Below are 14,237 nucleotides of genomic sequence, written 5' to 3'. Positions count from 1 at the left end.
ACGAATTCAGCGCCAGGATCGAAGTCATCGAGACAAGAATCGATGCGAGGATCGAGTCCATGTCCGCCAAGATCGATGGCTTTCTGACCCAGCAGGCCGAGCGGGACCAGGCACGGCTGGAGGTCGAAAAAAGTCAGGAGCAGGCCCGGCTGGAGCAAAAACGATCCATGGAGGAAGCCCGGTTCGAGTGGGAGCGGTCTCAGGAGGCGGCGCGGGTGGAGCGGGAGCAGGCTCGGGAGGCGGCGCGGCTGGAGCGGGAGCGGTCTCAAGAGGTGGCGCGGCTGGAGCAGAAGCGAGAGCAGGAGGCTGCACGGCAGGGATGGGAGAAGGCTCAGGCGGTAGCGCGGCTGGAGCAGAAGCGAGAGCAGGAAACTGCACGGCAGCAGTGGGAGCAGTCTCAGGAGAAGTCGCGCCTTGAGCGGGAGGAGGCTCAGAAGAACGTTTGCCTTGAGCGCGAGCAGGCTCGGGAGAAGGTGCGTCAGGAGCGGGAGCAGGCTCAGGAGAAGGTGCGTCAGGAGCGGGAGCTGGCTCTGGAAAAAATTCAGCTGGCGCATGAGCAGAATCTGGAAAACCTGCGGCAGGAGCGCTTGAAGGCTCGACTGGGGCATGAAAAGGTCTTGGAGACGGCCCGACAGGAGCGGGAAACGGCTAGGGTCGAGCGAGAGAAAGTCTACGAAAAAGTCAGACTGGAGCAAGAAAAGGCTCACCTGGAACGCGACCAACGTTACGCGGTCATCTCGGCTCGCATGGACAGGTCTCTGGAGCGAATTGACGAAGCAATCAGGCAGGTCTCGACGATCAAGGCGAATTACTGGGCGGCAACGGCCGTACATTTTCTCGGGATGGTTGCCATACTCGCGGGTTCTTACTACGCGAATCAGGCAAACGTGCTTGTAACGATGCAGACCACTCTGGCCATGATTCAATCGGTGAAAGAGGCTGGAAATTCTGCGCCGGCAGTGCTGATGACCCTGCCTGCAGAATGAAAAACGGCCTTCAACGAAGGCCGTTTTTTGTGAGCGATGAACACCAACGACTCATGGCATTTCCGGCAACTCCTGCGGCCGCAGATCAAACACCAGCACTTCGGCATCCTGACCATTGCTCAGGGTCAGTGCCTGTTCTTCACGAACCCGCACACCGTCGCCTTCCTTCAACTGCACGCCGTTCAGTTCAACGCTGCCGCGAGCAACATGCACATAGGCGTAGCGGTTTGCAGGCAGCTCGAGTGTGGCGCTTTCCTGGCCATCGAACAGCCCGGCATACACGCGTGCATCCTGGCGCACTTTGAGCGAGCCGTGGGTGCCTTCGGGCGAGATGATCAGTTGCAGGCGACCGCGTTTTTTCTGCTCGCTGAAGTGCTCCTGTTGATAGCGTGGTTTGGCACCACTGACGTCCGGCACGATCCAGATCTGCAGGAAGTGCACAGGCTTGGTCGCCGAGTGGTTGAACTCGCTGTGGGCCACGCCGCTGCCAGCGCTCATCAGTTGCACATCGCCCGGGCGGATGACTGAGCCGGTGCCCAGGGTGTCCTTGTGTTCCAGCGCACCTTCGAGCACATAGGAGAAAATCTCCATGTCGCGGTGCGGGTGCTGGCCGAAGCCTTTGCCGGCGGCGACGCGGTCATCGTTGATCACCAGCAGGTCGGAGAAACCCTGCTCACGTGGGTCGCGATAACTGGCGAAAGAAAAGGTGTGGAAGGACTTCAACCAGCCATGATTGGCCAGACCACGGTCGGAAGCTTTGCGAAGGGTCAGCATGATGAAATCTCCTTTCAGGACGTTGATTCGTCCGAGTGAGGAGAAGGTTACTGGTTACTCTTGGGTGCAATAAGTAGATGAAAATTGAAATACTGTCCCCTCAGGGTTGACAGTTGTGTGAGTCAGTTCACGCATTCTTCTCCAACGTTTGCGCTGTACTTGGTCATAATGCGCAAACTTATAACCGTTCATTGATTTCAGTGATGTCTGCTCATGAAAACCGTGGCAATGGTGTTGTTTCCCGAGTTTCTTCTGCTCGATATGGCCGGGCCGCTGGAAGTGTTTTCGGTTGCCAACCGATACCTGAAGCCGGACGCCCATTATCAACTGACGCTTCTGGGCACTGAGCGTGGTCCGCTGCGTGCCTCCAACGGCGTGCTGGTGCACACAGACCGGCACATCGACGAAGCCAGTGAGCGATATGACCTGCTGTTGGTGCCGGGCGGTCCCGGGGCCTACAACGAAAAATGCCCGCCGTTGCTGGCCTGGCTCCAAGGTGCGGTCGGCCGTGCCGAGCGCTACGGTTCGATTTGCACGGGGGCCTTTGTGTTGGGTTATGCCGGGTTGCTCGACGGTTATCGCGTGACCACCCACTGGAATTACACCGAACGCTTGATCAAGGGTTTTCCGAACGCGGATGTCGCCACCGACCAGATCTTTGTCGAGGACCGAAACCTGATCACGTCCGGCGGCGTCACGGCCGGCATCGATCTGGCACTGGCAGTGGTGGCCCGCGATCACGGCAAGAAACTCGCCCAGGACGTGGCCAAAGTGCTGTTGGTGGTGACGAAGCGTCAGGGCGGACAGGCGCAATTCAGTCCGCTGATGGCGGCGGTTTCGCCCCAGGAAACGCCCATCACCCGGGTACAGAATCACGTTCTGGAACACCTTGAAGAAAGCTTCACCATCGAACGCATGGCAAGCCTTGCGAACATGAGCGCTCGTCATTTCGCCCGGGTGTTCGCTCGCGAAGTCAACATGACGCCCATGGAGTTCCTGCAAAGTGCGCGCATCGATTGCGCTCGCAATCTGCTGGAAACCAGCGATCTGCCGTTGAAGACGGTGGCCTACAAAAGTGGTTTCGGCAGCGTGCGCCACATGCGTTTTCTGTTCGGCGAAAAGCTCGGGCTGACCCCGGCCCAGTATCGCGAACAGTTCAGCTAGAGCGATTCTGTCCGTTACACGCACCCGGATGTCCGTGCTGCGCCCCGTGTGACGGTTGTACCGTCATCGTGGCCTGCCAAGATAACGGACATGAACAGCCTCAACGAATTGAACTCGGCGTCGGTCCTGCATTTCGGCCCGTACGCGTTCCATTTGCGCCAACGGCTGATCCTCGAAGGGGATCGGCAACTGCGCATGGGCGGTCGTGCGCTGGACATTCTGCAAGTGTTGGTCGAGCGTGCCGGCCGGGTGGTCAGCAAAGAGCAATTGATCGCGCTGGTATGGCCAACGTCGGTGGTCGAGGAGATCAACCTGCGGGTGCACATCGCGGCGTTGCGCCGGGCCCTGGGCGATGGCGAGAACGGACAGCGCTACATCGTCAACGTGCCGCAATGCGGGTACAGCTTCGTTGCACCGGTGCACGGCGACAGCGTTGCCCAGGTGGTGTTCGAAAGTCTGCAAGCTCCGCAGCACAATCTGCCCGCACGGCTGACGCCTGTCACCGGCCGCGATTCATTGGTCGGTGGTCTGGTGCGACAATTGCCGCTGTCCCGACTGATAACGGTGACGGGACCTGCCGGCGTCGGCAAGAGCACCGTGGCGCTGAGAGCGGCGGAGTTGTTGCTGCAGCATTTTCGCGATGGCGTCTGGCGGGTGGATTTATCCCTGATCGACGAGCAAACCTCACTCGTCGATCATCTTTTGCAAACCCTCGATATCGATTTCGCCACACTGGCGGCGCGCCACGCTTTGCTGGTGCTGGATAACTGCGACCCTCTGCACGAAGCCTGCCGGGGCTTGCTGGAGACTTTGCTCGACGCAGCGCCCCGTCTGTCGATCCTGGCCACCAGCCGCGAGCCGTTGCGTCTCGCCCTGGAAGTCCTCCAGCCATTGCCGCCTCTCACCATTCCTAAAACTTCGGCGCTCAACAGCGTCGATGAAGTCATGGGTTATTCGTCTGTGCAACTGTTTGTCAGTCGCGCCCGTGCCCGTCAACACGGCTTCTGTCTGCGTGAGCAGGATCTGGAAACGGTGCGCGATATCTGTCGACGACTCGACGGCCTTCCACTGGCGATTGAACTCGCGGCGGCGCAGATCGACGCACTGGCACTGGTCGGGCTTCAGGCGCAACTGGACCACAGCCTGCAAGTCTTGAGTCACGGCCGCCGGACCGCCGTGCCACGTCATCAGTCGATGATGGCCGCGCTGGACTGGAGTTATCAACGCTTGAGCGAGCACGAACAACGCGTGCTGCAGCGGTTATCGGTGTTCAAAATGGCGTTCACGCTGGATGCCGCCATCGGCGTGATCAGTTGCGTGCAACTGCCACCCTCTACGCTGGTGGCTGTCGTTGAACAGTTGGCGGCCAAGTCGTTGCTGACGGTGGATCGATCCAGCGGGACGCTGCGTTACCGAATGCTCAACACCACTCGCCGCTATGCTCGTGAGCAACTGGAGCAGGGCGGCGAGCTGGGTGATGTCGAGCGTCGGCATGCGCGTTACCTGGGACGCACGCGATCGAACTCACGCCCGCAACTGACTGCGCAATTCGTCGAGCAATAAGCGCACCTTGCGCAAGTCCGGGGTGGCGTAACCTTCGGTGAAGCGCTGGTAGATCGGTGTCAGTAACTCCAGTGCTTCGCGGTAGCGCGACTGGCGCTGCCACAACTGAGCCAGCGATGTCGCACTGCGCAGTTCCCAGGCCAGGGCGCCTTGCGTCTTCGCAATCACAAGCGATTGCTGCAAGGCGCTTTCGACGGTGTGATGGCAGGGCGATTCAGCGGCCAGCAATCGCTCGGCCCGAGCTCGCAGGATTTCCGCGGTGCTCCAGCCAGCCGCGCCGCTTTGTGCTCGTTCGAGCAATGCATCATCAACGAAACCGGTGTCCAGTGTGACCATGATTTCCCTGACCAGGCCGCTATCGGCGGGCGGTATCGCGGGAGCCTTGTCGGCGTCGATCACCTGCGCATAGTGCCGCGCCCACGTGTAGAACAGCAGCACCGAATGTTTCTGCGCCTGTTCGAGCAGCAGTTGCAGCAACGCGCGCGCGTTTTGCCCGTCGCCGTTGTAATGGGCGATCAGGCACGAGGCGAGTGCCAAGGTGTAGCAGATCGAGGTGCCGTGGTTGATCTGTACCGCGATGTCCAGCGCCTGCCGCGCCGTGCGCCAGGCCTGCTCGGGAAATCCTTGCAGCCACAACACCCGTGCGAGAACGGTCAGCGAAGCAACGCTCTGATCGTATTGCACGCCGAAACCGTGGGTGAAGCGGTTGAGGTGGCCGCTGTGGGCCATGCGCTGAATGACTTGTTCGGCATGGATTCGCGCCTGATGCTGATCGCCGGCGTAATGCAGGGCGAGCACCCGCAAACGGTGGGTGCTCAGGGACAACTGCGCATCGCCGTGCAGGCCGAGGCTCTCGAATTGCTCGCTTTGTTCCAGCGCCATCCGGTAATGCCCGCAACTGAGATTGACCGCCATGTGCCCGGACACCGCACGCAATTGCCCGGCCTTGTCGTCGTGCTGTTGCGCCAGCAGGCGGGCGCTGACGAAGGCTTCGATGGTTTCCGGTGTGCCGCCCCAGGTGTGGTAGCAGGCACTGCCGAGGGCCAGTTTCAAGGCGATTTCCAGTCGCGGGCAGGGCTCGTCGGATGACGCCAGCAACGCGAGTGCCCGGCGCACATGAACGCCGTACTCTTTGAGCAGGGACAACTCTTGCCACAACGGTGCCGAAGTCGCCGTCAGGCGCACGCCGAGCGGGCGCGAGCCTTCATCGTTCAGCGTCCACTCCAGCGCCGCCCGTAGGTCTTCGAGGCCACGGGCGTAGCGCTCGATCCACACCTCGGTCGGCGTGTTCTCCCAATCGGCCTGGGCCTGATGCATCAACGCCAGGCAGCGCTCGGCATGACGTTCACGGGTTTCGCCGAGTTCGGCGGCCTGGTCGAGTTTTTCCAATGCATAGCGACGGGTGGTGTCGAGCAGGCGATAGAACACCTCTTCATCGCCGACCTCGACGTTGAGCAACGACTTGGCGACCAGTTGCGTGATCGAGGCGAAGACTTCACCGGGCTCGATGTGCTGGCCGACGATGACCGCTGCCGCAGATTCCAGCGTGAACGCGCCACTGAACACGCCCAGTCGGCGTAGACCGGCCTGTTCGCAGCCGTTGAGCAGGTTGAAGCTCCAGTCCAGCGTGGCACGCAAGGTTTCATGTCGGCCGAGGTGAGTCTGGTTGCCCGCCGGCAAGCTTCCCTGAAGCTGACTCAGCACACCGTCCAGCCCAAGGCTCGCCACCTGCGCGGCCGCCAGTTCCAGTGCCAGCGGGATGCCATCCAGCCGCCGACAGATTTCGACGATCGAGGGCAGATCGGCATTACCTGGCTCGAAATGTTCGTGGGCGGCCATTGCCCGTTCGACGAACAGCTGCAGCGCGGAAAATCCCATCGCCTGATCGCGGTCCAGCACCGCAATCGGCGGCGGACAGTCGAGGGATTCCAGACGCTGCACGTACTCGCCCTCGGCGCGCAGGCTTTCGCGGCTGGTGGCCAGGATGTGCACCTGCGGCGCGCCACGCAGAATGCTTTCGCTGAGCAGTGCTACGGCGTCGATCAAGTGCTCGCAGTTATCGATCACCAGCAGCATCTGGCGCTCGCGCAGGCTGTTGATCAGGCACGCCATCGGTTCACTGTCATGCAGCGAAAGGTCCAGCAGGGCGGCGAGGTGCCAGCAGATCGAGCCGGGATCGTTGAGCGGTGCCAGATCCAGCAGACGAATGCCATCGCGATAACGGCCGATCAACTGTTCGGCGACGCGCAAGGCCACGGTGGTCTTGCCGATGCCGCCGGGGCCAACGAGGGTGATGCAGCGTTGGCGCGGCAGTTGCGTCATCAGGCTGTCGACCACCGGCTGACGGCCGATCATCCGCGTGCGACGCAATGGCAGGTTGTGCCGACCGATGGGGTCGGTTGCGGGGCGTTGTTCGATGGATTGCAACAAGATCGGCGCGACGAAACTGTAACCGCGCTGCGCCACCGTGACGATGTAGCGCTGCCCGGCCTGACCGTCGCCGAGTGCCTTGCGCAGGGCGGCCATGTGCACTCGCAGGTTGATGTCTTCCACCACGCTGTCCGGCCAGATTTCGGCGATCAATTGCTGCTTGCTCACGACCTCGCCGGCGTTGGCCAGCAGGATCAGCAGAATGTCCATGGCGCGGCGGCCCAGGCGCAAAGGCTGGTCGCCTTCAAGCACCAGCCGCTGGCCGGGGTGGATCCGATAGGGGCCAAATCCGATGGCCTGATTCGGGGAAAGACTCAACCGCCCACTCCTTCGATGTTTTTTATGATCCTGACCCGAACAGGGTGAAAAAACCGTGACGGGGTGGTCGGACAGCGACTCGATGGGCATGCAAGCCGTCTAATCCGCAGTATCCGAGCATATTCTTCAGGAATGGGCGTCAACGCAACTTGATTGAAGACCTGACATTTGAGCGTCTGTCCGTGTCGGGTGCTGACATCACTGTATTTAAAGGCTGGAACCTGTGCCGGTTCGCCCGACAGCCGGGAAAAATTAACAACGATTAACTCGTCCGCGCCCGTTCTAGAGCCAAAACTCCAAGGCAATGGAGTGCATACGTCCGGAGGACGCTGCGATGAGCAAGGTAGTGGTGGTCTATCACAGTGGCTACGGGCACACCCGCGTCATGGCCCAGGCTGTGGCGCAGGGTGTGGAACGCCACCTGGGCAGCATCTGCCTGTTGCTGGCGGTGGAAGACGTGGAAGCCCACTGGGACGACCTGCACCGCGCCGACGCCATCATCTTCGGCGCACCGACCTACATGGGCAGCGCTTCGGCGGCGTTCAAGCAGTTCATGGAGGCCACGGCCTCGTTCTATCTTGCCCGGCCGTGGCGCAACAAACTCGCGGCGGGCTTCACCAATTCCGGCAGCCTGTGCGGTGACAAACTCAACACCCTGCTGCAAATGGCGGTGTTCGCCGCCCAGCATTCGATGATCTGGGTCGGGCTCGATCTGTTGCCGGCGCGTGCACGCGAAGGTGTTTTCGACGGCCAGTTGAATCGCCTCGGCAGCTCCCTCGGCGCCATGTCCCAATCCTCGGTCGAGCAACCGCCCGAACAAGCCCCTCCGCTGGAAGACCAGTTGACCGCCGCGCACCTGGGCGAGCGGGTAGCACGACTGGCTCAGCGTATGGCGCGGGAATGAAACCGCCTCAGCGGTTTTTCATGACCTGACACCGCCAGGCAAACGGATTGATTCCTTCGCTGCGGGTGAAGATGTGACAGAAGTGCGCTTGATCGCAGAAGCCGCATTCCAGGCTGATCTGCGTCAGGCTGTGGTTGGTGTGCTGGATCAACAGCTTGGCCCGGGCGATCCGCTGGGTGCGGATCCAGTCTTGTGGCGAGAGCCCGGTGCTGCACTTGAACGCCCGGGAAAAGTGACTGCGTGACAATGAGCAGGCGCTCGCCAGTTCGGTGACTTCAAGGCTGTCACCCAGGCGTTCGAGGATGAGTTGTTTCACCAGCCGCTCGCGCTGCGGGCTGAGGCCGCCGGTGCTGGTTTTGCGGGGTTCGCTGGCAGGGGCGAGGGCGACGGTTTGCTGTGAGTGAGCCATGGCCAATGTCCGTGTCGAGGGGGGAAGGCACGGTCAGCGCTTTCCCTCAGGTCAATAAAACAACGCTGCGCAGAGGGATTCATTGTTTGGCGAGGGGCGAAGGCTGACGAGTTAAACGTTGTTAATTCCGTTACCAAAGCTGATTTCGAATGGCCGCCGATCAAGTAAAGTGCGTAGCACTTGCGCCTGGCCAAAAAGGAAAACACGCCCATGAACCGAAACGATCTGCGCCGCGTCGACATGAACCTGCTGGTGATTTTCGAAGCCCTGATGTTCGAAAAGAACCTGACCCGCGTCGCCGAGAAACTGTTCATGGGCCAACCGGCGGTGAGCGCGGCACTGGGCCGCTTGCGCGATCTGTTCGACGACCCGCTGCTGCTGCGCAACGGTCGCGGCATGGAGCCGACGGCGCGGGCGTTGGCGATTCTTCAGGAACTGCAACCGGCGATGGACGTGATTTCCGGCGCGGTCAGTCGGGCCAAGGAGTTCGATCCGGCCACCAGTTGCGACGTGTTCCGCATCGGTCTGTCGGATGACGCCGAGTTCGGTCTGTTCCCACCGCTATTGCGCCAGTTGCAGGAAGAGGCACCGGGCATCGTGGTCGTGGTGCGCCGAGCCAACTACCTGCTGATGCCGACGCTACTGGCATCCGGGGAAATTTCCGTCGGCGTGAGTTACACCACCGATCTGCCGGCCAACGCCAAACGCAAGAAACTGCGCGACATTCCCTGCAAGGTCCTGCGCGGCGACAACCGCCCGGGCCCGTTGACCCTCGACGAATACTGCGAGCGGCCCCATGCGATGGTGTCGTTCTCGGGTGACCTGAGCGGCAACATCGATGTGGACCTGGCCAAGGTTGGCCGCAGTCGCCGGGTGGTACTCGGTGTACCTCAGTTCAGCGGCCTGCGCGCGCTGTTGGCGGGCACCGAGATGATCGCCACCGTGCCGGATTACGCGGCGTGTGCGTTGGTCGAAGGCTGTGCGTTGCGAGCTGAAGATCCACCGTTTCCAATTGATGCGGCGCAACTGTCGATGGCGTGGAGCGGGGTGCATGACAACGACCCGGCGGAGAAATGGCTGCGGTCGCGGATCAGTCAGTTCATGTCGGTGACGCTGGATATTCCGGTTGCCTGATGCAGCACTGAGAAAACGGCCTGTGGGCCGTTTTGTATTCCTGCAGGAAAACGAGTTTGTACGTCAGAGAGGGCCAAAAACACCACGTTGACCAGTCGTCGCTACTGTCAAAGTTGACAGTGGCGCAATGCTCTCTCGATGGCGCTCCATGGTGCATGCCTGCTGCTGTTTCGACAGAAACATCTGTTCTCGGAAGGAGTGTCTGCCATGAAGAAAATGCCAGAAAAACAAAAGTCCAAAAAGAAAAAGCCAAAAAAACAGAATCCGTTTTTCTCTTTTTTCACGTCTTTTCCTGGTGGGACCCCTTACAAAAATCCTGACAACACTTTACTCAGAGGGCTCGATATGGGCGCTGACGGTCCGCCTGGAAGCCCTCTTGAAATAACCCACACACATAACGGCATTCTTAAAGTTCTGACGCCTCCCGGGAGTGTGTTCAATCCCAGTGGCAGATTCCTGTTACAAGTACTGAATCTTTTTGATGGGTCGCACACCTTCGGCTTGCGTGCAAACTCCAGTTCGTCGCCTTTCCACGAATGGTTATTGAATGTGGGTGCGGTCGAGAAGTTGACGATCGATTCGCTGAAAGGCTTGAACAGCGGAGTGGAGATTCCCTCGGGCACCAGCACTTCCGAAAAGCTGTTTGCACTTAGTGGACAAGCAAGGGCGAGCGCCACCGTTGATTTGTACGACAACGGCATTCTTGTCGCAGGACCGATCGCCGTGGGTCCGCTTGGCAACTGGACCTATAACACCGGCCCTCAGACGCCAGGGCCTCATAGCTATACGGTCAGAGGAAAATACGACTCGGGCCCTGAGTCGACTCCGCCGAGAACATTGACTGTCAGCCTTCCACTCACTGTCGACACATCGCCGATGATCCTCGATGGGGTGATGATCCGGAGTAGTCACTGTCCGTATCCCAATGGCGTCCAACCACCGCGCAATTTTGAAGAGCGAAAAGCTACTGGAGGTGTCGAGCCTTATACCTACCGATCATCCAATACGGCTGTTGCGGTTGTGAGTCAACAGGCTGTAGTCGTGGGTATGAATAATGGTCGGGTCACGATTACGATCGAAGACCAGGTCGGTGCAAAGGTCAGTTTTGACGTAATAGTTTCAAATATTTACGACGTCACCATTTTTCATCGCACGGATTTGACCTACCCCGTTTACACGCAACAGTTGATCCAGAATAACTGGATTGGAATCACCCCGCAGATTCGCGCCGCCCTGCAGACCTGCTACAACCCTCCCTATTTCAATTGGACGGTAAACCCTGATCCTCGCGGTAACCGCGCCTGGACAGGCGTTACCAACGGGGCGGCGGGGGAGGTCTATGACATCACTCTCCGTCTCTTCACCTGGGACGATCAGATCGTGAATCATCCCCTTAGGGGGCTTGGCTTCTGGCTGAAAAAGTAGGATTGGCTAACCTGCTGGGGGTACCGAGATGATCGGCACCGTGCCGGATTACGCGGCGTGTGCATTGATCGAAGGCTGTGCGTTGCGCGCTGAGGATCCACCGTTCCCGATTGACGCGGCGCAATTGTCGATGGCCTGGAGCGGGGTGCATGACAACGACCCGGCAGAGAAATGGCTAAGATCGCGGATCAGTCAGTTCATGTCGGTGACGCTGGATATTCCGGCGGTTTAGTGCGGTGTTGAAAGGTCTTTAGCGTTACTTCCGGTAAGCCACAACGCCTTGCGCCTTTGCCTACGTGTACGCCAGAATCCGCCGGCTTGTGCGCTTTTGGGGTGGGTCTTATCGTTTCCGGGTCGCTGACGAATCAGCGATCGGGTCTCGCAGCCCGCGATCTCTGGACGCACAACATCCTCCGGTTTTATGGCGGCTGTACGTGGGAGACCTTCGGGTCTGCCGGTTCTAGAGTCCCGGTCTGCGACCCGCGTATGGCTGCCACCCCTTCGTATCGCAGCGAATCGTGGCAGCTCAATGACTCTGGAGATGCAACCATGATCAAACCCACGCCAAACCCGCTTGAAACCGACACAACCTCGCCCTACGAAACCCTCGACTCCAAGAAATTCCACGAAGCCGCCGAGCGCGCCCTCGACCACTACCTCAATCCGCTGCTCTCCAGAAAACCGCTGCTCAAACCCAACACCCGCTACCTCATCGCCCCCGGTATCGACAGCGAAGAACTACTGGCCGACGCCTGCGAAACATTGACCTCGGCCAAAATCATGGCCACCGACTTCGCCGGGCTGGTGGATGGCTCGCATCGTCATGTGCTGTTGGGGATTGCGCAATTGATCATGTTGGGGGAACTGGCCGTGAATCGGGCGCTGGATAACCTGGAAGTGGCCGCTGATTCGGCTGCTTGATCCGGTATTGATAAAACGGCCTGCGGGCCGTTTTTTGTGACTGGTCAAAACCTGCCACCTTGGCAAACCACCGCATTGACCATTCGTCGCTACTGTCAAAGTTGACAGTAGCGACACTCCTCTCGATTGGCGTTCGATGGCAAATGCCTGCTGCACTTGAAGCAGTACAGGTTTAGCCATTGAAGGAGCATGTGCCATGACCAAGATCCACTACTGCGAAACACCTGGCGGAACTGAAATCAAGGATGGTGGGGAAACTACGTCCAGAAAAGTACTGTTGAGCGTTGATGGCGGGCCGGCCGATAGCTGGTGGGAAATGGTCCACAACATGGGTTATGCAGAGCGATTCCAGCTCACCTCCAGCGGAGCGGGAACAGTACCTATGGAAAACCTGGTTCCTGGAATGAATCTTTTCCAGGTACGTGAACATTCCAGTGCGTCACCGATATCGCAGTGGGTGGTGAAAGTGAAGGAGGAGACGGCTGAACTGATTGTAGATACTTCTCCGCTCGTCCTGTCCGGCGCTAATTACACGATTAACCATCCGGGCGTTGGCTGGGTTCTGACTGGAATTGACCCACCCGGAACGGCAGAAACACGTGCAGCGTCCGAAGGAGTGCCGCCTTACTTCTATCGATCACTCAACACAACGGTGGCTTCTGTGGACAGCATCGGACGGATCCGCAGCGAAGGTAACGGCCAAACCGAAATCCTCGTTCTGGACAGTGCTAACCAGCAGAAAAAAATCCCGGTTACGGTGCTGAATGTTAAAACGATTTTGTATCAGCTAACTCCTATGAATGTTCAGGAAACAGCCATGTGGGTGCAAAGCGTCGGTGGAGACTTTCTCCCTAGTCGGGATGCGCAAGGAGACTTCACTGCGCGCCTCGCAATAAAATATCGACATCAATTGCCTGCAGGCAGCACGGTTTTGTGGAATACGGGACGCACAGATCCTGTGAATGGCTTTCAGCATTTTGGTGAGTCCAGCCATCCAGGGGGCACAATTTTCGCTCTCGGTGCTGGTCCTTATAACGACGCACGCAAAGGTTTGTGCTTCAAAAAGGACTAGAAACGGAATGTGTTTTTAGAGCAAAAGAGCACACCCATCCAATTTCCCCCCGATCAATCGTTGCACCATTCCCTGCAATGATTGATCAAGGGTGGGCCCATGAACGCTGCACAACGCAATGACCAGGCGCAACACCTCGGCCTGCTGTTCCTGCGGGTCTCCGGCGGGTTGTTTCTGCTGTTCGTCCACGGCTTGCCCAAGCTGCTGGACTTCACCGCGCAACTGCAACTGATCGAAGACCCGTTCCTCCTCGGTGCCCACCTCACTTTGATTCTGGCGATCTTCGCCGAAGTCCTCTGCCCACTGCTGATCGTCGCCGGGGTGCTGGCGCGTCTGGCGTGCTTGCCTATTCTGTTTGTGCTGCTGGTGGCGCTGCTGATCGTGCATCCGCAATGGAGTGTGGCCGAAGGGCAGTTCGGCTGGTTGCTGTTGATCCTCTTCACCACTGTTCTGATCGCCGGGCCCGGACGGCTGGCGCTCAATGTTCGTTTGCCCGGAGTGCTCCGTTATGCCTGATGCCCAGACCCTGAAAACCCCGGGACCCGAAGAAACCGTGACGTTGATCGTCAAGCATCGGGTCAAGGCCGGTTTCGAACAACCGTACGAAGCCTGGCTGCGCAATATCGTCAGCGTGGCGGGGCGCGAAGAAGGGCACCTGGGCGTGGATGTAATGCGCAGCAAGCAGGGCGGCCTCGCATTGTTCACCTGCGTGTTGCGTTATTGCTCGACCGAGGCGATGCAGCGCTGGCTCGATTCACCGCAACGCCAGAAGCTGATTGATGAAGCGGCGCCGATGCTCGCCGACGGCGACCAGACCGAGGTCAATGCGGCCAACGAGTTCTGGTTCACGCCGCTGGCCGATGCCGCCTCGCCGCCACCGCGCTGGAAGCAGGCTGTGGTGACGCTGTTCGTGATTCTGCCGCACACCCTGCTGGTGCCGCTGATCTGGGGGCCGTTGCTGCAACTCAATGCATTTCTCTCCAACTACGTGGTCGCCACGTTCCTGATCACCCTGACCATCGTGCTGTCGGTGGTGTACGTCTGCATGCCGGCCGCGACCCGCCTGTTCGCACCGTGGCTGACAGCCAGTCAGCCCCATGAACACCTGGATTCCAACACCAACCCGCCGCGCTGAGC

The 14,237-nt window shown here is 59.5% G+C and carries 13 protein-coding genes and 1 pseudogene; 11 read left to right on the top strand and 3 right to left on the bottom strand.

The features are described 5' to 3' along the window. Positions 1-59: 59 nt before the first annotated feature. Positions 60-986 (top strand): hypothetical protein, encoded by a 927-nt coding sequence (locus AC07N4_RS13450; protein ID WP_493066668.1) that lies wholly within the window; start codon positions 60-62, stop codon positions 984-986. 51 nt (positions 987-1,037) lie between these two features. Here AC07N4_RS13450 and AC07N4_RS13445 read toward each other — a convergent pair whose 3' ends face one another. After that, entirely contained in the window at positions 1,038-1,760 is a 723-nt protein-coding gene (locus tag AC07N4_RS13445) for a pirin family protein (RefSeq protein WP_102621571.1), read from the bottom strand. A gap of 213 nt (positions 1,761-1,973) precedes the next feature. Here AC07N4_RS13445 and AC07N4_RS13440 point away from each other — a divergent pair, with 213 nt between their 5' ends. Both AC07N4_RS13440 and AC07N4_RS13435 read left to right on the top strand, forming a co-directional pair. Beyond that, a complete protein-coding gene (locus AC07N4_RS13440; protein ID WP_493066669.1) occupies positions 1,974-2,924 on the top strand; it encodes a GlxA family transcriptional regulator in 951 nt (316 codons plus the stop codon). Positions 2,925-3,014: 90 nt separating this feature from the next. Then, the gene (locus tag AC07N4_RS13435; protein ID WP_493066670.1) at positions 3,015-4,487 is read left to right on the top strand and encodes an ATP-binding protein; all 1,473 of its coding nucleotides are present in this window, start codon (positions 3,015-3,017) and stop codon (positions 4,485-4,487) included. On the opposite strand, the gene AC07N4_RS13430 is transcribed toward AC07N4_RS13435, so the two are convergent. Next, the gene (locus AC07N4_RS13430; protein WP_493066671.1) at positions 4,449-7,235 is read right to left on the bottom strand and encodes an ATP-binding protein; all 2,787 of its coding nucleotides are present in this window, start codon (positions 7,233-7,235) and stop codon (positions 4,449-4,451) included. The two genes, AC07N4_RS13435 and AC07N4_RS13430, sit on opposite strands and share 39 nt — an antisense overlap. 334 nt (positions 7,236-7,569) lie before the next feature. Here AC07N4_RS13430 and AC07N4_RS13425 point away from each other — a divergent pair, with 334 nt between their 5' ends. After that, entirely contained in the window at positions 7,570-8,139 is a 570-nt protein-coding gene (locus AC07N4_RS13425; protein WP_493066672.1) for a flavodoxin family protein, read from the top strand. Between the two features lie 7 nt (positions 8,140-8,146). Here AC07N4_RS13425 and AC07N4_RS13420 read toward each other — a convergent pair whose 3' ends face one another. Next, positions 8,147-8,548, bottom strand: a complete 402-nt coding sequence (locus tag AC07N4_RS13420) for a helix-turn-helix domain-containing protein (RefSeq protein ID WP_085712050.1) — start codon at positions 8,546-8,548, stop codon at positions 8,147-8,149. 210 nt (positions 8,549-8,758) lie between these two features. On the opposite strand from AC07N4_RS13420, the gene AC07N4_RS13415 reads away from it, so the two are divergent. From AC07N4_RS13415 to AC07N4_RS13385, 7 genes and pseudogenes are all read left to right on the top strand, one after another. Then, positions 8,759-9,682, top strand: coding sequence for a LysR family transcriptional regulator (locus AC07N4_RS13415; protein WP_493066673.1), 924 nt, complete (start codon positions 8,759-8,761; stop codon positions 9,680-9,682). 207 nt (positions 9,683-9,889) lie between these two features. Then, positions 9,890-11,107, top strand: coding sequence for an immunoglobulin-like domain-containing protein (locus tag AC07N4_RS13410; RefSeq protein ID WP_493066674.1), 1,218 nt, complete (start codon positions 9,890-9,892; stop codon positions 11,105-11,107). 19 nt (positions 11,108-11,126) lie between these two features. Then, a pseudogene (locus AC07N4_RS13405) lies at positions 11,127-11,339 on the top strand (LysR family transcriptional regulator); the annotation flags it as partial. Between the two features lie 317 nt (positions 11,340-11,656). Next, positions 11,657-12,028, top strand: coding sequence for a DUF6124 family protein (locus tag AC07N4_RS13400; RefSeq protein ID WP_493066675.1), 372 nt, complete (start codon positions 11,657-11,659; stop codon positions 12,026-12,028). Positions 12,029-12,224: 196 nt separating this feature from the next. Continuing rightward, a complete protein-coding gene (locus AC07N4_RS13395) occupies positions 12,225-13,100 on the top strand; it encodes an immunoglobulin-like domain-containing protein (RefSeq protein ID WP_493066676.1) in 876 nt (291 codons plus the stop codon). 99 nt (positions 13,101-13,199) lie between these two features. Next, positions 13,200-13,616, top strand: coding sequence for a DoxX family protein (locus AC07N4_RS13390; RefSeq protein WP_493066677.1), 417 nt, complete (start codon positions 13,200-13,202; stop codon positions 13,614-13,616). Beyond that, positions 13,609-14,235, top strand: coding sequence for an antibiotic biosynthesis monooxygenase (locus tag AC07N4_RS13385; RefSeq protein ID WP_493066678.1), 627 nt, complete (start codon positions 13,609-13,611; stop codon positions 14,233-14,235). The genes AC07N4_RS13390 and AC07N4_RS13385 overlap by 8 nt, the downstream gene beginning before the upstream one ends. The last annotated feature ends 2 nt before the right edge of the window (positions 14,236-14,237 follow it).

Source organism: Pseudomonas sp. GW821-FHT09E04, from assembly GCF_059416185.1.
Note: the sequence above shows the minus strand (reverse complement) of the source record. Positions and strands in the feature narration are given on the sequence as shown.

Excerpts from the sequence above, each read along its gene's own strand:
- AC07N4_RS13450 (WP_493066668.1), top strand. The coding sequence starts at position 60 with ATGTCCGCCAAGATCGATGGCTTTCTGACCCAGCAGGCCGAGCGGGAC.
- AC07N4_RS13445 (WP_102621571.1), bottom strand. The coding sequence starts at position 1,760 with ATGCTGACCCTTCGCAAAGCTTCCGACCGTGGTCTGGCCAATCATGGC.
- AC07N4_RS13440 (WP_493066669.1), top strand. The coding sequence starts at position 1,974 with ATGAAAACCGTGGCAATGGTGTTGTTTCCCGAGTTTCTTCTGCTCGAT.
- AC07N4_RS13435 (WP_493066670.1), top strand. The coding sequence starts at position 3,015 with ATGAACAGCCTCAACGAATTGAACTCGGCGTCGGTCCTGCATTTCGGC.
- AC07N4_RS13425 (WP_493066672.1), top strand. The coding sequence starts at position 7,570 with ATGAGCAAGGTAGTGGTGGTCTATCACAGTGGCTACGGGCACACCCGC.
- AC07N4_RS13420 (WP_085712050.1), bottom strand. The coding sequence starts at position 8,548 with ATGGCTCACTCACAGCAAACCGTCGCCCTCGCCCCTGCCAGCGAACCC.
- AC07N4_RS13415 (WP_493066673.1), top strand. The coding sequence starts at position 8,759 with ATGAACCGAAACGATCTGCGCCGCGTCGACATGAACCTGCTGGTGATT.
- AC07N4_RS13410 (WP_493066674.1), top strand. The coding sequence starts at position 9,890 with ATGAAGAAAATGCCAGAAAAACAAAAGTCCAAAAAGAAAAAGCCAAAA.
- AC07N4_RS13400 (WP_493066675.1), top strand. The coding sequence starts at position 11,657 with ATGATCAAACCCACGCCAAACCCGCTTGAAACCGACACAACCTCGCCC.
- AC07N4_RS13395 (WP_493066676.1), top strand. The coding sequence starts at position 12,225 with ATGACCAAGATCCACTACTGCGAAACACCTGGCGGAACTGAAATCAAG.
- AC07N4_RS13390 (WP_493066677.1), top strand. The coding sequence starts at position 13,200 with ATGAACGCTGCACAACGCAATGACCAGGCGCAACACCTCGGCCTGCTG.
- AC07N4_RS13385 (WP_493066678.1), top strand. The coding sequence starts at position 13,609 with ATGCCTGATGCCCAGACCCTGAAAACCCCGGGACCCGAAGAAACCGTG.